The sequence below is a fragment of the Streptomyces sp. CB02058 genome, assembly GCF_001905505.1.
Taxonomy (GTDB): Bacteria; Actinomycetota; Actinomycetes; order Streptomycetales; family Streptomycetaceae; genus Streptomyces.
Genome location: NZ_LIPG01000002.1, coordinates 745,842 through 770,093, shown reverse-complemented (window position 1 = coordinate 770,093; position 24,252 = coordinate 745,842). Strand labels below are relative to the sequence as shown.

Annotated in this window: 27 protein-coding genes and 1 tRNA gene; 20 read left to right on the top strand and 8 right to left on the bottom strand. The window is 69.4% G+C overall.

The window, feature by feature from the left end:
- Positions 1-7: 7 nt before the first annotated feature.
- Positions 8-826 (bottom strand): class I SAM-dependent methyltransferase, encoded by an 819-nt coding sequence (locus tag AMK10_RS10605; protein WP_073747295.1) that lies wholly within the window; start codon positions 824-826, stop codon positions 8-10.
- A gap of 58 nt (positions 827-884) precedes the next feature.
- Between AMK10_RS10605 and AMK10_RS10600 the strand changes: the two genes are divergently transcribed.
- From AMK10_RS10600 to AMK10_RS10575, 7 genes are all read left to right on the top strand, one after another.
- On the top strand, positions 885-1,601 hold the full coding sequence (locus tag AMK10_RS10600) for a GntR family transcriptional regulator (RefSeq protein WP_073747293.1): 717 nt from the start codon (positions 885-887) through the stop codon (positions 1,599-1,601).
- 553 nt (positions 1,602-2,154) lie between these two features.
- Complete coding sequence (locus AMK10_RS10595) at positions 2,155-2,532, top strand: RapZ C-terminal domain-containing protein (RefSeq protein WP_073747291.1); 378 nt, start codon at positions 2,155-2,157, stop codon at positions 2,530-2,532.
- A gap of 103 nt (positions 2,533-2,635) precedes the next feature.
- Positions 2,636-2,812, top strand: a complete 177-nt coding sequence (locus tag AMK10_RS37415) for a hypothetical protein (RefSeq protein ID WP_158070870.1) — start codon at positions 2,636-2,638, stop codon at positions 2,810-2,812.
- A 158-nt stretch (positions 2,813-2,970) separates the two neighbouring features.
- Positions 2,971-3,237: a DUF6284 family protein gene (locus AMK10_RS10590; protein WP_073747289.1), complete on the top strand. Its 267-nt coding sequence runs from the start codon at positions 2,971-2,973 to the stop codon at positions 3,235-3,237.
- Complete coding sequence (locus AMK10_RS10585; RefSeq protein WP_143194950.1) at positions 3,237-3,533, top strand: DUF6303 family protein; 297 nt, start codon at positions 3,237-3,239, stop codon at positions 3,531-3,533. The genes AMK10_RS10590 and AMK10_RS10585 overlap by 1 nt, the downstream gene beginning before the upstream one ends.
- Positions 3,533-4,843 carry a hypothetical protein gene (locus tag AMK10_RS38605; protein WP_073747287.1) on the top strand — a complete coding sequence of 437 codons (1,311 nt, stop codon included), beginning with the start codon at positions 3,533-3,535 and terminating at the stop codon, positions 4,841-4,843. The genes AMK10_RS10585 and AMK10_RS38605 overlap by 1 nt, the downstream gene beginning before the upstream one ends.
- Positions 4,843-5,175 carry an RRQRL motif-containing zinc-binding protein gene (locus AMK10_RS10575; protein WP_073747285.1) on the top strand — a complete coding sequence of 111 codons (333 nt, stop codon included), beginning with the start codon at positions 4,843-4,845 and terminating at the stop codon, positions 5,173-5,175. The genes AMK10_RS38605 and AMK10_RS10575 overlap by 1 nt, the downstream gene beginning before the upstream one ends.
- Positions 5,176-5,235: 60 nt before the next feature.
- On the opposite strand, the gene AMK10_RS38485 is transcribed toward AMK10_RS10575, so the two are convergent.
- Positions 5,236-5,370 (bottom strand): hypothetical protein, encoded by a 135-nt coding sequence (locus AMK10_RS38485; RefSeq protein WP_274535331.1) that lies wholly within the window; start codon positions 5,368-5,370, stop codon positions 5,236-5,238.
- Between the two features lie 24 nt (positions 5,371-5,394).
- Here AMK10_RS38485 and AMK10_RS37960 point away from each other — a divergent pair, with 24 nt between their 5' ends.
- The 9 genes from AMK10_RS37960 (at position 5,395) to AMK10_RS10530 (ending at position 14,026) form a co-directional block, all read left to right on the top strand.
- Positions 5,395-5,700 carry a hypothetical protein gene (locus tag AMK10_RS37960; protein ID WP_241839515.1) on the top strand — a complete coding sequence of 102 codons (306 nt, stop codon included), beginning with the start codon at positions 5,395-5,397 and terminating at the stop codon, positions 5,698-5,700.
- Positions 5,701-5,755: 55 nt separating this feature from the next.
- Positions 5,756-7,873 (top strand): FtsK/SpoIIIE domain-containing protein, encoded by a 2,118-nt coding sequence (locus AMK10_RS10565; protein WP_073747283.1) that lies wholly within the window; start codon positions 5,756-5,758, stop codon positions 7,871-7,873.
- Positions 7,874-8,136: 263 nt separating this feature from the next.
- Positions 8,137-8,721 (top strand): DUF6197 family protein, encoded by a 585-nt coding sequence (locus tag AMK10_RS10560; RefSeq protein ID WP_073747281.1) that lies wholly within the window; start codon positions 8,137-8,139, stop codon positions 8,719-8,721.
- A 225-nt stretch (positions 8,722-8,946) separates the two neighbouring features.
- Positions 8,947-9,630 (top strand): DNA cytosine methyltransferase, encoded by a 684-nt coding sequence (locus AMK10_RS10555; protein WP_073747279.1) that lies wholly within the window; start codon positions 8,947-8,949, stop codon positions 9,628-9,630.
- Entirely contained in the window at positions 9,627-10,481 is an 855-nt protein-coding gene (locus tag AMK10_RS10550; protein WP_073747277.1) for a bifunctional DNA primase/polymerase, read from the top strand. The genes AMK10_RS10555 and AMK10_RS10550 overlap by 4 nt, the downstream gene beginning before the upstream one ends.
- Positions 10,478-10,852, top strand: coding sequence for a hypothetical protein (locus AMK10_RS37305; protein WP_143194949.1), 375 nt, complete (start codon positions 10,478-10,480; stop codon positions 10,850-10,852). The genes AMK10_RS10550 and AMK10_RS37305 overlap by 4 nt, the downstream gene beginning before the upstream one ends.
- Complete coding sequence (locus AMK10_RS10540; protein WP_073747273.1) at positions 10,849-12,390, top strand: YfjI family protein; 1,542 nt, start codon at positions 10,849-10,851, stop codon at positions 12,388-12,390. The genes AMK10_RS37305 and AMK10_RS10540 overlap by 4 nt, the downstream gene beginning before the upstream one ends.
- A gap of 299 nt (positions 12,391-12,689) precedes the next feature.
- Complete coding sequence (locus AMK10_RS10535; protein WP_073747271.1) at positions 12,690-12,887, top strand: helix-turn-helix domain-containing protein; 198 nt, start codon at positions 12,690-12,692, stop codon at positions 12,885-12,887.
- Positions 12,887-14,026, top strand: coding sequence for a tyrosine-type recombinase/integrase (locus tag AMK10_RS10530; RefSeq protein ID WP_073747269.1), 1,140 nt, complete (start codon positions 12,887-12,889; stop codon positions 14,024-14,026). The genes AMK10_RS10535 and AMK10_RS10530 overlap by 1 nt, the downstream gene beginning before the upstream one ends.
- Before the next feature lie 105 nt (positions 14,027-14,131).
- Here the strand turns inward: AMK10_RS10530 and AMK10_RS10525 are convergent, their stop codons facing one another.
- From AMK10_RS10525 to AMK10_RS10520, 3 genes are all read right to left on the bottom strand, one after another.
- Positions 14,132-15,091: a reverse transcriptase family protein gene (locus tag AMK10_RS10525; protein WP_158070869.1), complete on the bottom strand. Its 960-nt coding sequence runs from the start codon at positions 15,089-15,091 to the stop codon at positions 14,132-14,134.
- A 126-nt stretch (positions 15,092-15,217) separates the two neighbouring features.
- The gene (locus AMK10_RS37300) at positions 15,218-15,919 is read right to left on the bottom strand and encodes a DUF3800 domain-containing protein (protein ID WP_143194947.1); all 702 of its coding nucleotides are present in this window, start codon (positions 15,917-15,919) and stop codon (positions 15,218-15,220) included.
- Between the two features lie 232 nt (positions 15,920-16,151).
- Positions 16,152-16,226: transfer RNA gene (locus AMK10_RS10520), tRNA-Val, on the bottom strand.
- A gap of 207 nt (positions 16,227-16,433) precedes the next feature.
- Between AMK10_RS10520 and AMK10_RS10515 the strand changes: the two genes are divergently transcribed.
- The 4 genes from AMK10_RS10515 to AMK10_RS10500 all read left to right on the top strand — a co-directional run bounded on the left by AMK10_RS10515 (position 16,434) and on the right by AMK10_RS10500 (position 19,806).
- Positions 16,434-17,207, top strand: coding sequence for a DUF4097 family beta strand repeat-containing protein (locus AMK10_RS10515; RefSeq protein ID WP_073747265.1), 774 nt, complete (start codon positions 16,434-16,436; stop codon positions 17,205-17,207).
- A gap of 70 nt (positions 17,208-17,277) precedes the next feature.
- Positions 17,278-18,648 carry a hypothetical protein gene (locus AMK10_RS10510; RefSeq protein WP_073747263.1) on the top strand — a complete coding sequence of 457 codons (1,371 nt, stop codon included), beginning with the start codon at positions 17,278-17,280 and terminating at the stop codon, positions 18,646-18,648.
- A gap of 333 nt (positions 18,649-18,981) precedes the next feature.
- Positions 18,982-19,581 carry a DUF4383 domain-containing protein gene (locus tag AMK10_RS10505; RefSeq protein WP_073747261.1) on the top strand — a complete coding sequence of 200 codons (600 nt, stop codon included), beginning with the start codon at positions 18,982-18,984 and terminating at the stop codon, positions 19,579-19,581.
- A 9-nt stretch (positions 19,582-19,590) separates the two neighbouring features.
- Complete coding sequence (locus tag AMK10_RS10500; RefSeq protein WP_073747259.1) at positions 19,591-19,806, top strand: FmdB family zinc ribbon protein; 216 nt, start codon at positions 19,591-19,593, stop codon at positions 19,804-19,806.
- A gap of 128 nt (positions 19,807-19,934) precedes the next feature.
- Here the strand turns inward: AMK10_RS10500 and AMK10_RS10495 are convergent, their stop codons facing one another.
- The 3 genes from AMK10_RS10495 to AMK10_RS10485 form a co-directional block, all read right to left on the bottom strand.
- On the bottom strand, positions 19,935-20,594 hold the full coding sequence (locus AMK10_RS10495; protein ID WP_073747257.1) for an O-methyltransferase: 660 nt from the start codon (positions 20,592-20,594) through the stop codon (positions 19,935-19,937).
- A 58-nt stretch (positions 20,595-20,652) separates the two neighbouring features.
- Positions 20,653-21,417, bottom strand: coding sequence for an HAD family hydrolase (locus AMK10_RS10490; protein ID WP_382564215.1), 765 nt, complete (start codon positions 21,415-21,417; stop codon positions 20,653-20,655).
- A 221-nt stretch (positions 21,418-21,638) separates the two neighbouring features.
- Positions 21,639-24,218 (bottom strand): phosphoribosyltransferase, encoded by a 2,580-nt coding sequence (locus tag AMK10_RS10485; protein WP_241839514.1) that lies wholly within the window; start codon positions 24,216-24,218, stop codon positions 21,639-21,641.
- Between the last annotated feature and the right edge of the window lie 34 nt (positions 24,219-24,252).

The following is a 24,252-nucleotide window of genomic DNA, read 5'->3' as shown; positions in this document are numbered from 1 at the left end:
GTTGCCGTCACGGATTGCCGTCAGGCGCCCTGCCGACGGCAAGCAGGTGCGAGCTGGCAGCGAGCAACTCTGGGTATGGCTCGGCCATCCGCGCTGCGGCCATGGCAGAGGCGATCAGGTCATCCGTGGGCCCGTCACCCGGCTGCTGTTCAACCGCCTTCACGAGAGACCATGCGGGTCCCTCGATGCCGAAGACCTGTACATCCTGGATGCCTGCCGCAGCCAGTTCCGCCACGAGTTCTTCGGCTCGGTGGAAGTACGACAGAGTGAACCCCCGCACACCGTCATAGACAGCCGTCTCCAAGATCTTGGAAACAGAGGCATGGATTCGGTCGGTGTGTAGGTGGGCGTAAGCCACGTGCTCGAACAACGAGGCGTACCGATTGATCGCAGCGGCGGCCACAATGCCCCCCGGCTTCACCACGCGCCGGGCTTCAGAGAGGGCCGAACGGCGGTCTTCCGGGGCGGGTAGGTGGTACAGCGGGCCAAGCACCTGCACTGCGTCGTAGGAAGCGTCTGCCTCATCGAGATGGCGAGCATCACCCAGCTCAGCTGAGCAGATCTTCGATGCCTGCTCCACATGTCGGGCGATCGGGTCGATGAGCTTGACCGCGTATCCGTCCTCCACCAGCCATTCGGCGTGAATCCCGGACCCGCCGCCGACGTCCAGAACGCGTGCGGGCGACGAAGGATAGAACCGGCGAAGGATCTCCTGCGTTCGGATCAGTTCGAGGCGTCCGTCTGCTGACGTTCGCAGTCGGGTGTCCTCATCAACCACCTGGGAGTAGAAGTGCTCGATCTCGGGCGCAAGCTCTGGTTTCGACATACCAGTAGTATCGTGTGTACCGGTGGACCAGTCCAGTGAGGCTGGCGAAAGGGGAGTCATGGGACTGCTGAAGTACGAGGAGATCGCGGAATCGCTGCGCTCTCGCATCGCGGCCGGCGAGTTCGCCCCCGGCACGACTCTCCCGTCGGGACGGGACCTAGCCGAGCAGTGGTCGGTATCCCGGGCGAGCGTGGTCAAGGCCATGGATGTCCTAAGGAACGACGGCATCGTGGAAGCCCGCCAAGGGACCGGTTTCATCGTCACCGAGACCCCCGTGGCTCGGCCGGCGGGCGGTCGTCGGGCTGGCTCGGCACGCGTTGCCGGCGGGATGCCGTTCTTGCGCGTAGGGGAACCGGAGTGGGTCACGCCCCCTGAGCATGTAGCGGCTGCCCTGGATCTGGAATCGGGAGCTCAAGCCCTTCTGCGGGTGCGCGTGTTGCAGCTTCCCGATGGCAGCCCGCACAGCTTCGTGACGGCCTATTTCCCGCCGGATGTGGCCGAGGCGGCCCCTCGCCTTGCCCAGACGGCACCCATCACGGAAGGGACGACTCGGTACGTGCGCAGGCAGACCGGCCGGTACCCCGTGGAGGGCGAGGACGTCACCACGGTGCGACTGGCGACGGACGAAGAAGCTCAGCACCTCGCCCTGACAGGGGCGCAGGCCGTGGCCGTGGTGCTGCACACCGCCTACGACCAGAATCGACGACCCCTGGTGTGCGAGGAAGGCGTCACTGCGGGCGCCCTCTTCGAGCAGGTGGACGCCTACGCCATGTAGTTCAGGGCGCAAACTCAAGCTGGACCGGTCCGCCGGTCCAGCTTTTTTTGTTGGCTCACAGGGCCTCTGAACTGCACAGGTTGCCCCACAGGTCCGGGAATCCGCTTCACATGACTTGACTGGACCGGTCCACCGGTCCAGTCTATGGATGTGGCCATCACCGGTCCGGGACTTTCGGTCCGGGCTGTTGCGCCATGCCGACAACTCAACAGCGTGATCCACCGCGTCAGTACGGCCGTGACCGTTCCGGCCGAGGCGAGTGGAGACCAGCCGATCGAGACCGGGCCCGCGCAGCAACGCGGGTCCCACACCCCAGATGGGGGACACGCCATCGGCTCTAAAGAACCGCACAGCACACCTTCGAAGCTGCGAAGACTTCCGGGATCTCGGACCTCCCCGGAACGAGCAGCGCTGTGCGAATCGGAGAACCGAATCTGACCCGCTCACCGCTTCGCGGCACTCATGACTGCTGCGGCCGGTTGCCTCCTCCGCCCGTCGCGTACGGGCGGGGCCGAGGGGAGCCGGAACACCTCCTCACCGCTTGGGAGTCCTAATGGACGTTGAGATCGTTTCGTTCGGCTACCTGCACAGTGCGCCGCCTGCCGCGCACCTGACGATCGACCTGCGCCACCACTTCCGTGACCCGCACGTCAGCCCCGCTCTGCGGAACATGACCGCCGATGACGAGCCGGTCCGCACCGCCGTACTGAACACCCCCGGCATCACGGCACTGGTCGAAGCCACGGCCGTGGCGGTGGCCGCGTTCGCGTCCGGCCCGAGCGCCGGGGCGGTGACCGTGGCCGACGGATGCGCCGGGGGCCGTCACCGCGCCCCCACCTTCGCCACGGTGCTCGCCGAGCGGCTGCGCGAGGACGGATACCGGGTCTCGGTCACCCACCGGGACCTGCACCGCCCCGTAGTCCAGCGCTGACCCACCCCAGCCCCGGAGCCCGCCTGTGCGGGTGCCGTGACGGCGCTGGATCGAATCCGGCCCGGGGTACGCACGGCCCACATCACTCCAAGAGGAGAACGACATGCGAATCCGCAGGAGCCCTTCCCCCGCCGCCGGCGAGATGACGAGCCGCACCAGCGACGACCTGCGCAATGAGTACCGGCTGATCAACCGGGAGCGGAGCGCAGGGACCAACATCGGGGCCCTGTCCGACCAGAACGACATCGCCCGTGAGCTGGAGCGACGCGGCGAGCTCTGACTCCGCCCCACAGCCCCGATGGTCGCAGGCCGGGTTCGACTCCCGGCCGGGGCACTGCCACCCCGTCCGGGTGGCTTCCACCAGAACGGCGCGCACCCCCGGAGCGGCTACTCCGGGGGTGCTGTTCGGGCCGTTCCACCGCAAGGAGAAAACGACCCATGCAGACCATCGTTGCACTTCAGCCCCTTGTTACGGCCGCGTCGCTCGACGTCGAGCCGTCGGCCGCTGAGCTGGACGCGATCGACCGGGAGATGCCGCTCATCCGGGCGGAGGTCGAGTTGCTGGACGCGCAGATCATGACCATCGACCGCCCGGCCAACGAGCTGGACACCCGCCGGGTCCGCCGGGCCCGCAACCGGGTCCTGGCCGCGCGCCGCGACCTGACGAACCGCGCCAGCACGGTGCAGTCCGGCGGTGCGGCGTGATGGTGCTGCCGCAGGCACGCATGGCCACGGGGGCGTCCGGCACGTGGGTGCTGTACGTCCTGACCGATGCCCCGTTCCTTCAGTGGCCGATGCACGACTTCGGCCGCGTGTCCCCGATGCCCACGGTGCAGGAGCGCGTGCGAGCGCTGACCGCCCTGGGCTACGCGATCGCGGGCGGGCCCGAGTGGGAGTGGAATACCACCCGCCCCTCCCCGGCCCCCCGCCACCTGTGGGCTGCCATCGCGGTCCGGCCGCTGGTCGAGGTTCCCGGGTCAAACGTTCCGGGGGTGGCGTGATGGGTTCGTTCGCTGAGGACCGGCGCGCCGATCGGGCAGCCGAGGCCGAGCAGCGCCGTATCGACCAGACTGCCGCCGAAGCGCTGCGCGTGGAGCGGGTGCGGGCGGCGGATGAGCGGGCGGCCTGGCTGCGCGAACAGCAGCGTGCCGAGAAGGATGCGGCCCGCAAAGAGCGGTCCGAGCGGCGTTCGGAGATGGGTGCCTCGCTGACGGCGGGCAACGTCTACCGCAAAGGCACCTTGGCCCTGGTCACCGCGTCCGCGCTCGGCTCCCTGCCGGCGCAGGTGCTGCACTTCGTGGGTATCTCGCCGATGCTGCTCCCGTTGCCGTTGGCGATCGAGGGTGCGGCGTGGGTCATGGCGGCCGGTGTCGCCTATGCCGACGAACGCGGCCTGCCCGGGTGGGTGCGCTGGTTCCTGCGCTTGCTGGTCATCGCGGCGGCCGGTTTCGCCGCGACCATCAACTACGACTACGGCTCGCACCTGTCGGGCCTGTCCCCGTCGGACGCCCGCGCGGCGGGCATCGGGCTCGCTGCGGTCACCCTGCTGGGGCCGGTCCTGTTCGAGATCCGGCAGTGGGTCACGAACCTGTCCGGACAGACCGGTGACGTCCATGACAAGGCCCGGCGGGTGCACGATCGCAAGCGGCGCCGCCAGCATCACGCGGTGGCACGCCTCGCGGACCGGCTCGTGTCGGCAGCCCCGTTCGGTGTGCTGTCCTTCGAGGACGCGTTCGCTCACGCGTGGGAGATCGAGACCGGCACGAGTACCCCCGGTATGAGTCCCAAGCTGCACCGGAGGGCCGCTCGATCGGTCGCCGAACTCGCCCAGGCCCAGCGTCCACCCGCGCCCCGGCGTTGGTGGCGCAAGGCCCTTCCGGTGCCCGTGGCGTCCGGTCGACCGATCGACACCACCCCCAACACCGAATCGACTGATACATCAACAAAACGGTCTATGGCTGACCTGGGGAAGTCGACCCCGCTCACGCTGCCCGCTCCGCTCCCGAAGCCGGTCGTGTTCGACCTGGCCAAGCCGGTCAAACCGATCGCTGTCCGGACGGCCGCCGCAGCGTCTCCCCGTCCGCGCCGCGTCACCGGACGTGTTCCGCAGGCGGCCCGATCGACTCGATCGACCCGCACCGCCGAACAGCTCCTGATCGAGGCGCGAACCGCTACGGCCAACTGGTCGATCGACGACCTGACTGCCGAAGGCATCCGCAAGGCGGTCCACACCTCACCCGCCAAGGCTCGCGTCCTGCGCGAGACCCTGCGGGCCGAGCGGACCACCACACCGGCCGAGGCGGCGGCCTGATGACCACGCTCCCCGTCTACCGGTGGCGCCTGGCCCCCGACGGATACGCCACCCACCGCCAACTCCGAGCCCTGGGGTTGCGGCCGGGTGGCCAGGAGGTGGCCGCGCAGTTGGAGCGGCCCCGGCGCCGTCGTGGGCCGTTGGTCGCCTACCTCTACCGGATCGACCGGGCCAAGCCCGTTCGCCCCATGACCCCGGCCCGGCGGGCCGCTCTCGCCAAGGCGATGGCGGCCCGCCGGACCTGCCCCAACTGCCACCGCGATGCCGGGTACTGCATCCCGCGTTCGCTCGGCATGTGCGTGCCCTGCTCGGACATCGAATCGGCCGCCTGAGCTGCGGCAACGAGACGGAGTTGTAGTGAAGCTGGACGTCAGCACACACAAGCTCTTCGGCTACGGGTCGACGCTGCGCACCGCGAAGCGGCTGACCGAGGAAGCCGTACGGGTCGTGGACCGGGCCGTTGCCGGCCGGATGCCCGACGTGAAGGTCGTCCTCACCGGCGAGCGGTACTTCGCTGAGGTGGCCACGGCTGCCGAGTGGGAGACCGCCGGATGCACCGACAAGCGGGTCCAGTCCCGTGCGCCGACGGCGGGGTCCTGGTCGTCATCAACGTTGACCAGCACCCCAACGAGGCCACGTTCGCCATCACGGTGGTGCACGAGCTGGTCCACGCGATGCAGACCAGCCGCAAGGACGTGCGCGAACGCCTCATCGCGGGTCTGCGTCACGACCTGGGTGTCGAGCGGTTGTCGCGCCGCGCGAGCCGTGAGCACGACCGGCTGTTGGAGGCCGAGGAGAGGGAGGCGTACGGCCGCGAGTACCTCGCCGGCCGCGTCGTCCCCTCGGCCGCAGCCTGACCCGCCCCTTCCCCTTCCTCGCCCCAACACCGGGGCAGTCAGGAGTCGTTCCGCCATGGGCGACAACGTCGTTCCCCTCTTCGAAAAGACCACCAACGCCCCCGTGGCACCCGCCCCGGCCGACGCGGTTGCTGTAGCAGCCCCGGCCGCTGAAACGGCGCCTGTGCCGCTGTGGGTGCGCTCCGCACGCGGTATCCGCACGGTGGCCACCCACGAGAACACCAAGACCGCCTGCCGTGCCACCGCCCGCCACGGCCTCTACGTCTGGGGCGGGACGCGGATCGTGGCCCGGCGCACGTGGGAGGGCCGCACCGCCTCCCGCTACGAACGTCTGCTGCGTGCGGCGGAAGCCGCGGGGAACATGGAGGCCGCCGCCGAGTGGGAGGAGCGCGGTCAGCGCTTCCGCCAGGAGCGCCACCGCCGCCGCATGGACCTGCTCACCGCCCCGATGGACGCGGCCAAGGGCCTCGCGGCCGGCGCCGGGATCGGCGCGGGTGGCCTCTTGCTCCTCGGCATCATGCTCGCCGTCGCCAACAAGGACTGGACCGACATCGGCGCCCCCACCATGGCGCTCATCGAGCTGGTCCGCTGGATCATCCTCATCATCACCGTGACCTGGGGCCCTCTGGTCACGATCGGCCCGTGGGCGGTCCTGCTCGGACTGTGGGCCGTGGGCAAGAACCAGCAGGCCGCACCCCAGTGGGCCCTGCCCGCGAACGTCCGCTCGGGTGCGGGTGAGCCGATCACCCCGTCCATCGTCGTCCTCGCGCTCCGCAACCTCGGTGTCGCTCCGCTGCGCAATGCCATCAAGGAGATGGGTGACGCCGGCGCCTCGATGCTGGGCCCGATCCGGATCGCCGGATGCGGGGTCGAAGTGGACGTGACCCTGCCGTCCGGTGTCTCAACGGACGAGGTGCAGAAGCGGCGCCGCAAGCTTGCCGAGAACCTGTCGCGGCATGAGCACGAGGTGTTCATCACGATCGCGGAAGCGGCCCGCACGGTCCGGCTGTGGGTCGCGGACAGTGGCGCGCTGGACGAGCCGATCGGCCCGTCCCCGCTGGTCACCGACCCCGACAGCAAGGCCGACTACAAGAGCGGCAAGGCCCCGTGGGGCCAGGACCTGCGCGGCGACGCCGCCACCCTGAGCCTCTATCAGCGCCACCTGCTCATCACCGGCCTGTCCAACCAGGGCAAGACCGCAGCCTTGCGGTCCCTGGCCCTGTGGCTCGCGCTCGACAAGACCGTGGAGTTCCGGATCGCGGACCTCAAGGGCATCGGTGACTGGGGCATGTTCGACGGCCTGGCCACCGTGCTCATCCAGGGCCCGACCGATGACCACGTCATCCAGGCAACCGAGATGGTTGAGGGCCTGGTCGCGGAGATGGAGCGCCGCTTGCAGGCGCCGCCCGGAACGAAGTTCACGCCGCTGGTCGGGATCGTGGACGAGGCGCAGCTCGCGTTCATGTGCCCGGTCGTCGACAGCGAGAAGCGCCCGTATGGCGGGTCGAAGGCGACGTCCCGGTACTTCATGGCGGTGCGCAAGGTCCACAACCAGGGGCGTGCGGTCGACGTGATCCTGTGGGAGGGCACACAGGACCCCACGGACCAGAACCTTCCCAAGCTGGTCCGCGAGGGCGCCCACACCCGCGCATCCCTCGTGCTCGGTACGGAGTCGCAGGCCCGGATGGCGCTTGGGGACAAGGCCGTCGACGGCGGTGCGGCGCCGCACCTGCTGCGGCAGGACCTGGACAAGGGAACGCTGGTCGTCGCGTCGGGTGGCATCACGATTCCCGCCGGCCAGGCATCGATCACCGTGCGCACCCACTACATCACCGACGACGAAGCGTTGGAGATCGCCAACCGGGCCCGCGCCCTGCGCGACGGGGTCACCACCCTCCACGTCATCGAGCAGGGCGAGGTGCGTGACCCGCTCGCGGACATCGCGGCCGTGATCGGGGACACGAACCGGGTCCTGACCCAGGACGTGTTGCAGCGCCTGTCGGTGCTGTCCGAGGACAGCTACGGAGCCTGGACACACGCCGACCTCAAGCGCGTGCTGGACGGCACGGCGGCCGAGCCCTACAAGTCCGACGGCCGGATGGTCATCGGCCGGGAGCGGATCGCCCGCGCCCTCGCCAACCGGGACGCCGACGGTTCCGCTTCCGCTTCCTGATCACAGGGAGCACACCCCGGGCGGGTCAGGGAGGCAGGGAGAACTCCCTAAACGCCTCCCTGACCCGACTCCCTGGATCTGACCTGCACAAATGATGTTCAGGGAGGCAGGGAGTCACCCCAGCTCAGCACCCCCGCACCCCCCTCACGGCGTCACCGGAGGGGGGTGGTTCCGCCTCCCTGGGTCAGCAGAGGGAGGCGTTCCGTTTCTGCCCGCCAAGGGCTTCACGCATCGCCGCATCCCACCGCTGGAGGTAGGAGCAGATGAGCGCGACGACCACCCGCACCACACCCCGGCCGCCGACCGTCGTCGAGCCGGTCATCGACATCGACGGCATGCTCCGCGACATCGAGCAGTACCTCACCGCCCGCGCCACCGCTCACCCCCTGGTCACCAAGACCACCGATCAGCTGATCGCCGAGGCGCTGGGAGCCCCCGCGCCGGCCGCCGCCCCTGCGCGGGTGCTGCCGGGGCGGCTGCTTCGGGTCCTGCCGGACTGGGTCCTGAGCGTCCCGGCCGTCCGGCACCGCCACGGCGGCGCCCGGCACGTCACGGTCACCGAGCACCTGGAACTCACCGCGCTCGTGATCGAGCGCTACGGCTGGACCCAGAACAAGCACCGCACCCGCTCGGGCCGCGTCTGCATCCTCGGCGCCCAGGCCGTCCTGTTCCGGCTCGGCATCGGCGACGAAACCACCGTCGACCGCGCCGGACAGCGGCTGCAAGCCGTCCTCCGCGACCGGGGCTGCACCTTGGCCTACCACCGCTGGAACGACATGCCCGACCGCACCGCCAGTGAAGTCATCGCCCTCGTACGGGCCGCAGCCCGGACGGAAGCCGCGCGATGAGCGACAACCGGCGGAAACCCGACAACACCGGGCCGGTGACGACCAGCGGTTCGGGGCCCGGCCGCTGGAATACCGAGAGCGGCAGCCGCCCCTCCACCGCGACCACCCGCACCCCCACCCGCCCGCGCGGCCCGAAAGCCTCATAGCCGAGGGCGGCCCCCGTCTCGCCAAAGCCGGGGCCGCCCTCATCTGCCAGCACTTCTCACAGAACTGGAGACACCCAGCATGACTCAACCTGCCCCGATCCGGCGAGTGCCCGGCTACCGGCCGCGCTTACTGGATCTCTACTGCTGCCAGGGCGGCGCGTCCAAGGGCTACGGCGATGCGGGCTTCGACGTGACCGGCGTCGACAAGGACCCGCAGCCCCGCTACCCGTTCCGGTTCATCCAGGGCGACGCCATCGCCTACGTCCTGGAGCACGGACACGAGTACGACGTGATCGCCGGATCGCCGCCGTGCCAGCACGACAGCGACTGCCAGCGCATCCAGGGCCGCGACCACCCCGACCTGATCGCACCCACCCGCGACGCACTGAACTCCACCGGCCGCCCCTGGGCCATGGAGAACGTGCGCGGTGCCCTGCCCAAGCTCCGGAACCCGGTGATGCTCTGCGGGGCCATGTTCGGGCTGGAGACCTACCGGCACCGGTACTTCGAGACCGGCGGCGGCTTCACCCTCCACCAGCCCCACCACCCGCAGCACACGGTGCCGCAGGCGAAGATGGGCCGCCCCGTCCCGCCCGGCCACTACGGGCAGTACGTCGGCAACTTCTCCGGCGTCCAGCAGGCACGCGACGTCCTGGGCGTGCCCTGGATGAACCGCGACGGCATCCGCGAGTGCGTCCCGCCCGCCTACACCCATTGGATCGGCACCGCCGCTCTCCAGGCCCTGCTGGAGGTGGCCGCGTGAGCGCGCTCGCTACCGCCCTGGACCTTGCCGTACGGGCGGTGCCTGTCCTTCCGCTGCGTGCGGGGAAGCTCCCGTTCGGCAACTGCACCCGATGCGCCGACAACGCCTGCGGCGGGCGGCCCACCATGAAGAGCGCGGGCACCTGCACCTGCCCGAACGTCTGCCACGGATGGGCCGCAGCCACGACCGACACAGCCACCCTCACGTCCGCGTTGTGGGCAGGCTACTGGCGGCAGGCGCAGGCGGTGGCCTACCACCCCGGCGGCGCCGGACTGACCGTGGTGGACCTGGACGACGCGGACGCTGTCGTCTGGGCCCGCCAGACCTTGGCAGCCACCCGGATCGTTCCCACCACCCGTGGGGAGCACTGGATCTACCTCGGTGCCATGAGGTCCGCGAACGCGGTCCGGCCCGGCGTCGACATCAAGTCCACGATGCAGTACGCCCGGTGGCTCGGCCCCGGTGCCGGGATCATGAGCCGTCTGCCGGATGCCGTCCGCGCGCTGGTGGAGAGGGAAGAGACCACCCCCGTCCGCGAGGAGGTGGTCTCTTCTGTCTCCGGCCGCACTGAGTGGGACCGGAGTGTGGCCACCGGGTGCCGTCACACCGAGCGATACGTCCGTACCGGCCTTGAACGCGGTCTGGCCCTCGTGCGGGCCCGTACCGAATCCGGGGCGGGATCGCAGGCGTTCGGTGTCGCGCAGTTCCTCGCCAAGCAGCACACCACCTGTCCCGGACCGTGCGGGCTGAACCTCCTCGGGCAACAGGTCATCGCCACCGCCGTGTCCGTGGGTGTCCCTGAGTCGTACGCGTCCAGGGCCGTCGCCAACGGGCTGGCAGGTGCCGCATGAGCACCAGCCCCGAGCCGACGCCGGTCGGTCAGCAGCTCGGTATCGACGGCCTTCCCGCCGCCCCTGAGACGGCACCCCGAACGGTGCGTGCGGCGGTTGGGCGTAAGTCGTCGGCCGCAGGCCGTCCGCTTCGTCTTGTCCGCCCTGCCCCGCACCCGCCCACCACTCCCGGCCCCCGGCAGGCGGTGCGGTGGCTGCACGTCGTTGCCCCGCCCTCCTTCGCCGCGATCCCGTCGGCCCGGTCGTGGTGCCGGTGCGGATACGAGCGCACCGCGAAGGGCCGGGCCGGTGTCCTGGCCCTGGTCGAAGCCCACAACGCCCACCCCGAACACTGCCCGCTGCTCAACCTGGAAGGGAGCAAGGCCGCATGAGTGCCGACCTGTGGGAGGGCTTCGAAGCCCTGGACCCCGAGACCATCACCGGCCCCGTGTGGGACGCCCCGATCCCGCTCAGTGCCCGCCGGACCTTGCCCGCCTTCCCCGTGCACACCCTGCCGCCGTGGCTGGGTGACATGGTCGCGGCCGTGGCCGAGGAGACCCAGACCCCGACCGACCTGGCCGGGTGCCTGGCCCTCGGTGTCATCGCCACCGCCGCCGGCGGCCGGGCCACCGTCTGCGTGCGCGGGCACTGGAGGGAACCGGTGAACCTCTACACCGCCGTCGCCCTGCCGCCCGGCAACCGCAAGAGCGCCGTGTTCGCCCTCATGACCGGCCCCCTGCTCGCCGTCGAAAAGATGCTGGTGGAACTGTCCGGGCCGAAGCGGGCCGAGGCGGAGACCACCTCCCGGCTCGCCAGAGCGGCGGCGGACAAGGCCGCGCAGAAAGCCGCGGCTGCCGAACCCGGGCTGCGCGACCAGCTCACCGCCGAAGCGGTCCACCTCGCCCAGCAGGCCGACGAACTGACCGTGCCCGCCAAGCCCCAGCTGGTGGCCGACGATGTGACACCGGAGAGCCTGGCCAGCCTGCTGGCCGAGCAGGACGGACGGATCAGCGTCATGTCCGCCGAGGGCGAGATCTTCGACATCATCGCCGGCCGCTACTCCGGCACCCCGAACATGGGCGTCTTCCTCAAGGGCCACGCCGGGGACATGGCCCGCGTCAACCGGCAGGGCCGAGAAGCCCAGCACGTCGAGAACCCCGCCGTCACCATGGCACTCGCCATCCAGCCCGAAGTCCTGGACGCCATCGGCCGCGTGAAGGGCGCCGACGGCCGGGGGCTGCTGGCACGGTTCCTGTACGCCAAGCCCGTCTCCTTGGTCGGCTCCCGCAACCTCACCCCGAACCTCATCACCGAGGACACCGCCACCACCTACGCACAGCGCCTGAGCGGCCTGACGATGGCACTCGCGGACTGGACCGACCCCGCCGTCCTCACCCTCACCCCCGAAGCGGACGCGGTGATGCTGGCCTACCAGAAGGTCACCGAATCCCGGCTCGGCAAGGGCGGCAGCCTCGCCTCGATCGTGAAGTGGGCGTCCAAGCGGGACGGGGCCGTGGCCCGCATCGCCGCACTCATCCACCTGGCCACCCACCCCGACAACGGCTGGGCCCTCCCGATCGAAGCGGCCACCATGGCCGCCGCGACCGAGCTGGGCGACTACTTCACCGCCCACGCCCTGGAAGTCTTCGACGACATGGGCGCCGACCCCGCACAGGAAGCCGCCCACCAACTCCTCACCCACCTCAAGGAACAGCGCCTGTCCGGCTTCACGAAGCGGGAGCTGTTCCGGGGCCTCTCGCGCGGCGACTTCCCCGTCATGAGCGACCTGGACCCCGCCTTGGTCCTACTCGAAGAGCACGGCTGGGTCCGCCAGCAGCCCGTGCCCCCGCGCACCGGACGCGGCGGCCGGCCCCCGTCCCCGCGCTTCGACACCCACCCCGGCATCACCCCGCCGCTCGCCGGCGCGTGACAGAACCCCGCATCCGCTGACAGAACTGACAGAACCCCCGCACTGGCCCGCTGACCTGCAAAAACAACCGTGATCATGGTTGTGACAAAACCTCCGAAAACTCTGACAGAACCTCCCCGCCCCGAACGGGGCGCTCTGACAGAACCTCCCTCCCGGAGGTTCTGTCAGAGTTTTTAGAGGTTTTGTCACGCGGCCAAAAACCGGCGAAATTGCAGGTCAGCGGGCTAGCGGCGAGGTTCTGTCAGTTCTGTCACGGAATCCCGGCCCATCGCCCCACTCGGACGATCCGAGGAGCCCCGGTGACCACCCCGCTGCCCACCACGCACAGAGCACTCACCGTTCCCGAAGTCATGGACGCCCTCAGACTCAGCCGCTTCAAGGTCTACGACCTCATCCGCTCGCGAGAGCTGGCGAGCATCACCATCGGCCGAGCCCGCCGCATCCCCGCCGAATCTCTCCGCACGTTCATGGAAACCAAGCTGGAGGAAGCCGCCTGATGGCACCGAAGAAGAGGAACCCCAACGGCGCCGGCAGCATCTGGCGGCGCAAGGACGGCCGCTACGAAGCCCGCGTCTACGTCCCCCAGCCCGACGGCACAAGCAAGCGCAAGACCGTCTACGGCAGCACCTGGGATGAGTGCGACACCAAGCGGCAGGAACTCGTCTTGCGTGACCGCCAGGGCGTCCCGACGCCCACCCGTTCGGCCAGGCTCTCCGAGTGGCTGCCGTACTGGCTGGAGCAGTTCGTCAAGGACGACCGCAAGAAGACGACGTACGCCAAGTACGAAACTCACGTCCGCCTCTACCTGATCCCGAACATCGGGACCAAGCGCCTGGAGAACCTGGGAGCGGCCGACGTACGCCGAATGCTCGCCATCGTCTCCACCCAGGCGTCGCCGGCCACGGCCAAGGAGTCGCACCGAGTCCTGCGCAGTGCTCTCAGCGCCGCATGCCGGGAGGAACTCATCAGCCGGAACGTGGCCAAACTCGTTCCCGCCCCCCGCGTGGAACAGCGGGAGTTGAAACCATGGGACTTGGAACAGACCATGACCTTCCTTGAGACGGCAAGGGGGGACGCGCTTTACGCCGCGTTCGTCCTTGCCGTCGCCCTCGGGTTGCGCCGCGGGGAGGTGCTCGGACTGCGCTGGTCGGACATCGACCTGGAGCGCCGCGCCCTCACCGTGCGGAACCAGATCCAGCGGGTGCAGAACGAGCTGTACGCGGACTCCACGAAAAACCGCCGTAGCCGCGTCATTCCCCTCCCCCTGATGTGCGTGCCGCCGCTGCGCTGGCAGCGTCTGCGACAGGCCGCGCAGCGGGACGCGGCGGGAGCGGACTGGCTCGGCATTGACTACGTCTTCACGACCCGTACGGGCCGCACAGTAGAGCCGATGAACCTGAGCCGCTCATTCCAGCGCATTACGGAGGTGGCCGGGCTCCCCCGGATCCGGCTGCACGACGCCCGGCACGGGTGTGCGACGCTCTTGTTCGCCGCGGGCGTGCCGGCGCGGGTCGTGATGGAAATCCTGGGGCACTCACAGATCGCCGTCACCATGAACATCTACACCCACGTCTCTGACGAACATCGGCGGGAGGCAATGGGCCACATGGACCGGCTCCTGAAGCGCACGAAGTGAGAGGAGCGCACGAAGCGAGAGGAGCGGAGTCGCCGACCTTCCAAGGAGGGAACGGCGACTCCCCTCGACTGGTGGAGTCGAGCAACGCAGAGACCTCGTCACCGGCTACGTGGTGATCTCTAGGTAATCCAGATCCTCTTCATCCTCGTCCGGAACCAGCGCATCAAGTTCCCGCAGCAGTGGAAAACCCACTTCCGGCTCGACGGCAGCGATATAACATGCCCAACCCATCAAACGACGACGAGTCATCCCCTCGCCAGAGCCGCCAAACTCCATCATGTAAGCGTCGTAACCGAACTTCGATATCACGTGCAAGACCCATCGCATCTTCCGCTTCACCCTGCGCGGAATTCGCGGCCCGTCTGATTCTCCGACGTATAGCCCAGTAACATACTGCGGGCCGCCGCGACGCATGAAAGCGGTCTTGCGCGTATTTACCGACCAACCAGCATCGTCTAGAATGCGAGCGACATCCACTGCGTGCCGGTCAGTGACATCACCAGAGAATGCGAGATCATCCACATAACGCGTGAACGATAGACCCTCTGACTTTGCGTATTCGGCAAGGGAGCGGTCCGTGTCCAGGAAGGCGAGGTTAGACAGGAATGGCGATGTACTGAGCCCAATTGGCAACTTGCCGCCGATAGTGACGAGATTGACAGCTACGCCCGCAGCCTTATCTTCGTAACCCTGCTCCATCAACGAGACCTTTACGGTTTCCGCTCTGATGGACGGAAAGAAATCCTCAAGGTCCATGCGCAACACGCATGCTTTTGCCAGGTGCTGCCTAGCATTACTGACGGCAGAACGCTCACGAACAAATCCGTGAACATGATCAGGAGCCTCGTAAGGGAGCAGCCCTATAAAGCTCCGATGCAAATTCTTATTGACGAACTGGAAATCCATCCTCGGCTTGAAAATTTCTCGTACTCCGCCGTGCCTCTTGCGGTGCACCCGCTGAACATAGAGGCGTCCTGCGCCTGCAGGGAGACTCGAAGACAGATGTTCCAGAAGTTCAACCGACACGCCGGCTTGCTCCGCCAGGTTGTCAATCGAGTACGGCATTACTCCCCCTACGATGGGGAGCCACGAGGTAGGGCCACACTCCCGTGCAAGAGCTATCATCCAACGCACGCGAACTCGCGCACAAAGTTGACCGCAGCCCTACCTCGCACGCGAGGATATCACACGTCAATGAAGGGGGTCCTTTCGACTGGAGATCCGACCACGCTCAAGTGAGTAGAGGATCGAGATGGATGCCTCAATCTCACGAAATGACCTATAGACATAATCTGATGGACTGGTGGTGCAGCCCGCTTTGAGCCACCTACTTACGGCCGCCATGACGTAGTCGATGATGGCCGTCGACATGTAATCCTGCTTAGTCACCATCACAATATTCAGATCCGGCAGTTGCGTCACTTTCCCGATCGTTTTACGGGATCGCTTGAGCACACCATCAGGGAGCCGCCGAATAATTGACCGCATATCCTCGCTCTGCTCTACATAGCAAAGCAATTCCGCCTCATGGCGATGCTTGATCGATAGATCACTCAACAACTTCACATACATAAGCTCAATTAGCTCGGGTTCCGCCCTGTCGGGAAAGCGCGTTCGATCGGTAGTAACCATATGCGACCGAAAAAATATGCTTCCCATCAATTCTACAAATCGACTGGACACCTCTCGCGGATCGGTTGAACTATGAAAGCCGTTCTCGCGAAATTTCTCGAAGCTATTAAAACCGAACATACTACTCTTCGCGCATAGACTTCTATGCAGGTCTCGAATTCTCTTCTCTACCGCATCCGCATCTTCGCTTAGCTCAACTGCACCAACGATCAACGGTTGAGAGGCGTTTCCGTTTCCTGACTCATCCATAAATAGCTTCACCGCAAGCAGCCTTCCGTGAGGCCTGCCGCAACGCCGTCAGCCCGTCCGCGTCGTCGCATGAGACGGGCTGGCCTTACGAAGGCACTTCGCGCTGTCACGCTACCCCCTGCGGCTGGCCTGGGTGGTGCGTTAAAGAGAACTGGTGTTGGGCCATTCTCGTACCGAAGGTGGCACTGCCGTCACCCTCAACCGTCAAAGGCCCCTCGCCGTGATCGGCGAGGGGCCTTTGTGCTGGTGGGCGCGGACGGTTTCGAACCGCCGACATCTGCTTTGTAAGAGCAGCGCTCTACCCCTGAGCTACGCACCCGTGGATGAGGCAACAGGTTACATGGCCCACGCCCCCCGGCGGCAATCCGGTTGTCCGGCCCGCTGCTCCCCCGGCCTCAGGGTGCCTCCGGGGTGCGTACGGGGGATAGCCCCACCCCGGAGACGGTAGCCGTCCGGATCGTTCCGGGGGTGGGGTCGTACATACGGTGGGGGCACATCGGCAGCGCACTCAGGGGGACTCGACATCATGGCCATCCGTACACGACGCACCGACGTACTCCTGGCGGCCAGTGGGGCCGTGGTTCTCGTCGCGGCGCTCAGTGGTTGTGGCAGTGCGGATGCGGAGGGTGCTCCCAGCGAGCAGAAGTCGTTCGCCTTCAGTGGGAAGACGCTCACCATCGACGCCGAGAACTCGTCCCTCGATCTCGTGCCCGCCGACATCGATCAGATCGAGGTCACCCGCCGTGTCGACGGGTGGGTGGTGCTGGGCAGCGGGCCGGACCCCGTGTGGAGGCTGGACGGGGACACCCTGAAGCTCGATGTGAAGTGCCGGGCCTTGATCAGCAACTGTGAGTCGCACCACGAGGTGAAGGTGCCCCGGGGGCTGGCTCTGAGCGTGCGGGGGGACAACGGGAGGGTCACCGCGGCCGGGTTCGCCGCGCCGTTGAAGATCTCCGCGGACAACGGCGGGGTCGTGGTGCGTGACGTCTCCGGGCCGCTGGAGCTGCACAGCGACAACGGCACCATCGAGGCCGAGCGGGTCTCCGGGAGCTCCGTGATCGCCCGTGCGAACAACGGGTCGGTCGAGCTCGGGTTCGAGACCGTGCCCGATCTGGTGGACACGGTCAGTGACAACGGGAGCATCACCATCGGCCTGCCGGCGGGCAGGAGCACGTACGCGGTGTCCGCCCATGCCGACAACGGTGACGTGCGCGTGGACGTGCCGCGCAGCGACTCCAGCGGGCACGTGGTGAAGGCACGCAGCGACAACGGGGAAGTCACTGTCCGAAGTGCGAACTAACCGGCCCGTGTGTTCGTCCTAACTGGTGGGAGAATGAACCGGGCAGGGCGAATCGGCACGGGAGAGGGATGTGACGGCGACACACACGCGGCCGCAGGCGAAAGCGAGTGTTGGTTCCGCCGTCAGGGACGTCCTGGTGCTGATGCTGCTGCCGGTGCCCGTGATGGCCGCCGTGCTTCCGTCCGCCTTCGCCGGCGGGGGTACGCGGCGGTGGTTCGGCGGTCGTGGGGAGAATCAGCGGGCCGACGCGCAGGCGGCGAAGGATGCCGCGGCTGCGGCGTTCTACGACCTGGACACCGCGCAGCGTGATCTGAAGATCTCGATCGAGACGATCACCGCGGTGGACAGTTCGCCCCGTGCCCGCAAGGCGGTCGACGACTTCGACGCGCTGGGCCGGCGCATCGACGAGGTCAGCCACGCCTACATCACCGCCGTCGACGCCCACGATCTCGACCGGGACGATCTGGAGCCCTCCGCCGCCGCCGGTGCGCGGACCCAGCTGACCCGGGCCAAGGACGACCTCGTACGGGTGAAGGGTGAGCTCGACCGGTTCGCCCAGGGTCTCGGGCCGCTGCTCGGCAGTGCGGAGACCCAGCTCGCGCGGCTCGCTCCCGCTGTGGAGCGCGCCCGGCAGGCGTTGCTCGCCGCGAGCAATGCCCTGGACGCCGTGCGCGCGTCGGGCATGCGGGCGGACGATCTCGCGGCACGGCTGGCGGCGCTCGCCCCCGAGCTGACCAAGCTCAACCAGGGCGCGGGGAAGCACGGCGTCGCCGAGACGCTGCAGCGTGCCGATCAGGTCCTGCGGGATGCGGAGGCGGTGCGGGCGGAGGCGGCCCGGCTTCCCGAGCGCGCCTCCGAGATCGACCGCCGACTGGTGTCGCTCCGCACCCGGGCCCAGGCGCTGACGACACGCGCCGGGCAGGTCGAGCCGGTGCTCAGCGAGCTCAGGCGACGTTTCTCGGCCGCGTGCTGGCAGGACCTCCAGCCGGTTCCCGAGCAGGCCGCGGCCAATGTCCGGCAGGCCGAGGCCAAGCTGGCGGAGGCCGCCGAGGCACGCGGTGAGCAGCGCTGGGCCGATGCCACGTCCCGGCTGAGCACGGTCCGCGCCTTGCTCAACACCACCGACGAGGCGGTGTCCGCCGCCGGTGACCGGCTGCGGCAGCTGGACGCGGTGGCCAAGAATCCGCAGGCGGAGATCGACCGCACGCGCTTCGCGATCAGGGACGCCCAGCGCCTCGCCATGGCGGGGCGGAACACGCCCGATCCGCGCCATGCCCGCCCGCTGGACGACGCCGTGGCGCGGCTCGACCGGGCGATCGAGGGGCTCGACGGGCGCCATCCCGACTACTGGCACTTCCTCACGGAGACCGAGGCGGTGCGGCAGACGGTGACCCGGGTGGTCTCCGCGATACGCGAGGAGCTCGGCGGAGGCCCTGCCTGAGCCGGCCCCGTAGCTCGGAGACGCACGCATCCGGGCCTGAGCCTGCTCGGCGGGTGGGCGGCGTCTGAAGTCCACCCCGTAGCTCGGAGACGCACCATCCGGGCCTGAGCCTGCTCGGCGATCGGGCGCGATCGGGCGGCACCTGAAGCCCGCACCGTAGCTCGGAGACGCCCCCCACCCGCGCCCGCACCCGGCGAGTGGGCGGCCCGTCCGAGGCAGCGCCCCGGCCCTCTCGTCACCGGCACCTCAGCAGTCCCATTTGTCCCCCGCGTCCCGTGGGCCGATCCTGGAGTTACGCAGCGGCTTCCGCTGAAGCGTCCGGAGGAGGCCGTCATGGCCGTACACGTTCTGCACCCCACGGGCCGACGTCGCAAGGACGCCCCGCGCAAGGTCCCCCTGCTCGACGAGCACCTGCCCGTCGACCACCGGCTCAGCAAGGTCTACCGCGTCGGCGCGGGCCTGATGGGCCTGCTGCTCGTCGTCTTCGGCATCCTGGGGCTCATCGACCGTATCGGCTTCTTCGACACCGGCGGTGACACCGTCGCGGGCCTCAACACCAACGGCGCGCTGAGCATCCTGTCCATCTGTGTCGGGCTGCTGCTCTTCGTCGGCATGGTCATCGGCGGGAACTTCGCCTCGACCCTGAACATGGTCCTCGGGGTCCTCTTCATCGCCAGTGGCTTCGTGAATCTGGCCCTGCTGGACACCGGTCTGAACTTCCTGGCCTTCCAGATGCAGAACGTGCTTTTCAGCTTCGTGGTCGGGCTCCTGCTGATGATGTTCGGCATGTACGGGAGGGTCACCGGCGGGCTGCCGCACGACAATCCGTACTGGCGGGCCCGCCACCCGGAAGAGGTCGCGAGGGAGGAGCGTCTCGCGCGCACTCCGATGCCCGAGGTCGTGCCCGGGGTCGTGAAGGGGAAGAGGCTCTAATCTGGGGCCATGCCTCGTTACGAGTACCGCTGCCGCTCCTGCGGCGAGACGTTCGAAGTCAGCCGTCCCATGGCCGAGTCCTCCGCTCCCGCCTCCTGCCCCGCCGGGCACGAGGACACCGTGAAGCTGCTCTCCGCCGTGGCCGTGGGCGGCTCGGCCTCGTCGGCCGCTCCTGCCCCGTCGTCGGGCGGCGGCGGGTGCTGCGGGGGCGGCTGCTGCGGCTGACCCGGCGGAGGCATCCGGAGGCATCACCACCCGCGCAGGACCTCCGGCGCGGGGCCTCCGGCATGGACATCACCGCCCGCCCCGCGAACCCCCGCCCGCGAGCCCTCGCGCGCGAGCCAGCCCGCGGGTCACTTCCGGCGCGAGAGCGTCAGGCCGTCCGCCACGGTCAGCAGCACGCTCTCCATCCGGCCGTCGGCGGCCACGTGCTCGTTGAACTCCTTGATGGCCGCACCGGCACCGGTGGCCTCCGGGTCGGTGACGCTCCCGTGGAAGAGGACGTTGTCGGTGACGACGAGCCCGCCCGGACGCATGCGCGGGACGAGCTCCTCCCAGTACGGGATGTAGTTCCCCTTGTCCGCGTCCAGGTAGGCCATGTCGATGTGCGGCTCGGCCGGCATCGCGCGCAGGGTGTCCAGCGCGGGCGCGATCCGCAGGTCGATCCGGTCGGCGACGCCCGCCTTCTCCCATGCGTCGCGGCCGTACGCCGTCCACTCCTCGGAGATGTCGCAGGCGATCAGCTGCCCGTCCAGGGGCAGCGCCTGGGCCATCGACAGTGCCGAGAAACCGGTGAAGGTGCCGACCTCCACAATGTGCCGGGCCCCCGTCAGCCGGACGAGGAAGGCCAGCAGCGGTCCCTGCTCCTGCGCGGACTGCATGCCCGCGCGGCCGGGGAGCTCCGCGTAGGTGGTCTCCACGAGCTCGCGCTGCACCGGGTCCAGCGGTGGGTTGTGGGCCAGCACGTAGGCGTACAGCTCGTCTGTGATCTTGGTGTCGTTGCCCTTGGTCATGCGGCTCTCCTCCGGTCGCTGCGGCCCGCCCAGCTTGCCGAAGATCGCTGCGGGGTGCTCAGTGACCCGCCGGACGCGCGTCGGCGGCGCGCAGGAAGCGGCGCAGGATCTCCTCGCCCGCCGCGACGCCCCGCTCCCGCAGCACCTCGGTGTTGGGCGCCCCCCAGCCGCTGTCCGCGAGCTCACCGTGTCCCGGGCGCCACGCCCGGTCGACGGCGAGCAGCAGGTCCGCGTCCAGGAGCGAGTCACCGGCGGCGAGCGTCCTCGTGGCGCCGGTGCGACGGGCCACCTCGGCCATCGCGGCGCTCTTCGTGAGCGGCTTGGGCACGGCGTAGATCTTTCGGCCCTGGAGGGAGACGGTCCAGCCCCTGGGGTCCGCCCAGGCCGCAAGCTCCTTCATCCAGCCCTCGGGAAGGGCCGCCCGGTCGACGACGAGGTAGGCGAAGAGCTCTTCGGCGACCCGTTCCTTCAGCAGCCAGGCAGGGTCGGACGTGGCCAGGATGTGGGCACGGACCTGGGCGAGGGAGACGCACTCGTCGGCGATCCTGCGGACCACCTGCGCCTGCCAGTCCGGGTCGGAGACGCCGTCGACCAGGATGTGTCCGCCGTTGGCGCAGATCGCGTAACGGGAGGCGGGGCCGGGCAGGTGGATGCGGCCGAACTGCTCGCGGGTCCGGGTGGTGGTCGGTACGAACACCGTGGTGCGGGCCAGCTCGTCGAGCAGGGCGGCGGCCGTCTCCGTCATGTAGCAGAGGGGCGCCCGGCCGTACACCTCCACACAGAGCAGGCGCGGGGCCCGCTCGTCCGGCATGGACAGCTCCATGGACGCGGCGGAGTAGATGAGGGTGCGGTCGAGATCGCTGGCCACCAGCGTCACGGGAGCGGCCGAGGACACGGCTACGGGAGCGGCCTCCGGAGCCGCCGCGAGGGCGACCGTGGGAGTGGTCTCCGGAGCCTCCGCGGGGACGGCGGCTGGCGCGGCCACCGAGGAAGCGGAGGAGCCATCGGCCGCACCGGTGTTCGCAGGGGTGCTCGTCGTCCCGCTCACTTCGACGTCACCGCCGTGCCGTCCACGCCCGTCGCGCCACGGGTGTACTTCGGGTGGATCAACCCGACGCACGTGTACGGGAGTTCGTCGACCTCCTCGACCGGTACCCCGCGCTGCTCGGCGAGCAGGCGTACGTGGTCGAGGTCCGCGCCCGCGCCCCGCTTGGCCAGGATCTTCCAGGGGACGCGGCGCAGCAGCACCCGGGTCGTCTCGCCGACGCCCGGCTTGACCAGGTTGACGTCGTGGATGCCGTACTCCTCGCTGATCCGTTCGACGGCGGCCCAGCCCTCCCAGGTGGGGGCGCGGTCCGCCGCGAGCAGTTCCTTGGCCTCGGCGTCCACCGCGTCGGCGACCTCGTCGAAGCGGGCGGCGACCTTGTCGAGGAACAGCCCGGAGACGTCGGAGCCTGCCAGCTCGCGGTAGAACTTCGCCCCGTGGAAGTCGTGCGGGCCGACCAGGTCGGAGCGCAGCACCGTACGGGAGATCAGCCCGGACACCGTGGAGTTGAGGCAGGCGGACGGGATGAGGAAGTCCTCGCGCGTCCCGTACGTCCGCACACAGCCGCCCGGGTCGGCCAGTACGGCGATCTCCGGACTGAAGCCCTCGAACTCCTCCAGCGCGGCGGCGAGTTCGCGGGTGATGGCGCCCTTGCCCGTCCATCCGTCGACGAAGACGACGTCCGCCGGATCGTGGTGGGCGGCCAGCCAGCGCAGGGCGTTGGCGTCGATGCCCCGGCCCCGGACGATGGAGACGGCGTAGTGCGGCAGGTCGAGCCCGTGGCGGTGCGTCGCCCAGCGGCGCATGAGGACCCCGACCGGGGTACCGGCGCGGGCGAGGGAGACCAGGACGGGGGGCCTGCCCTCCGAGCGGAGCCGGGAGGCGGGGTGTTCGGCGAGGATCGTCTCGGTGACCGTGCCGACGGCGCGGGCGATACGGGCCGCCGACGTCTCCAGGGCGGCCTTGAACAGCTCCTGGTACTGCGGGCTGGGCTGGTATTCGACGGGCAGCGACTCGGCGTAGTGGGCGCCGCCGCTCTGGATGGCCTCCTCCCGTTCCTCTGTCGGGGCCTCCAGGGCCGTGTCCGAGAGGTCCTGGAGCAGCCAGCCGACGTCTTCCGCGGCGTAGGAGGAGAAGGCGGGGCCCCTGAGGGGTTCGGGCAGCATGGCGGCTTCCTGCCTGTGGAAGGGCGGCGACGAGGCCGTGCGGGAGGTCTGCGACGAGGCCGTGCCGGAGGTCGACGGCGCATCCGTGCGGGAGGCGCGCGACGGGACGTACGACGGGACGACCGCGAGCAGCACCCGGTCGGTGTGCCCCGCGAGCCGGGCCAGCAGTCCGTCGGGGGCGTGCAGTGCGGGGGTGTCGGCCGCGGAGTCGACGACGGCGACGACGGCGTCGAAGCCCGCGCCCGCGACGTTGTAGGCGTAACGGTCGCCGGGCCCGTCGGCGGGGTCGTCGTGGGCGGGGAAGACGAGGCGGCTGCGTATGGCGTAGCCCGGGTCGTCGACGGCGAGGACCGGCGAGCGGGTGGTGGTGGAGTAGCGGACCTCGGCGGTGGTGGCGCCCTCCAGCGCGGTGCCGAGCCGCAGCGGCGCGTACATCAGCTCCTCGAAGCCGAGGACGAGCACCCTGCGGGCGTCGCCCAGGGCGTCGGCGATACGGGCGGCCATGTCCGGCAGCGCCGCTTCGAGGGCCGCGCGGTGGACGGGGGTGAAGCCGTGGCGTCCGCCGTCGGGCACTCCGGCCGGCCAGTCCACGGCGACCCGCACGGGGGCGGAGCGCGGGGCGGGAGGCTCGCTCTCCGAAGCGGCGGCCTCCTGCTCGGCGACCAGCTTCCGCCCCTTCTCCAGGACGCCGTCGGGCAGGACCACGGTGCCCCGGGCGCGGGCGACGAGGTCGACGCGGGCGCCGATCTCCTCGGCGAACTCGGCCAGGCGGCCCTGGTCGGCCTCGGACCGCATGTCCACCAGGGCGACGATGACGTACCGGTCACGGGGGTAGCGGGCGTGGAGGGCGCGGATGGTGTTGAGCACGGTGTTGCCGGTGGAGAACTCGTCGTCGACCAGGACCAGCGGTGCGCCGTCCCCGGTGCTCCGCAGCAGGTCCGGGTCCTCGGGCAGCAGGAGGTGCGAGGTGGCGTGCGAGTGCGCCTCCTCGAAGCCGCCGGCCTGGGCGACCCCGTCGACCGGCCGGCGGGTCGAGTGGAGGTAGGGGGCGACGCCGATGCCGTCCGCGACGGCGTGGCCGAGGCCCGTGGCGGTCTCCGCGTAACCGAGGACGACGGCGCGGCGGGCCTCGGCCTCGCCGAGCAGATGGCGCACCCGCTCCCCGAGCTCGAACCCCGCGCCGTGGACGACGGAGGGCCGCTGGGGCACGTGCTTGCCCAGGACGTTCGACACGAGCAGATGGGCCCGCTTCGGGTTGCGGCGCAGGGCGAGGCCCAGCAGCTCCCGGATCTCCCCGTCACCGGCGAGCTCGACCCCGAGCCGCCCCGCGACCCAGTTACCCGACCACTCCACGTCCACTGCCTCTTCTTCCCGTGTCCGCCCGGTCGTCCGGTCGGCCACCCTGTCGGTCATCCGGTCGGTCGTGCGCCCGGCGGGCTCACCCGTG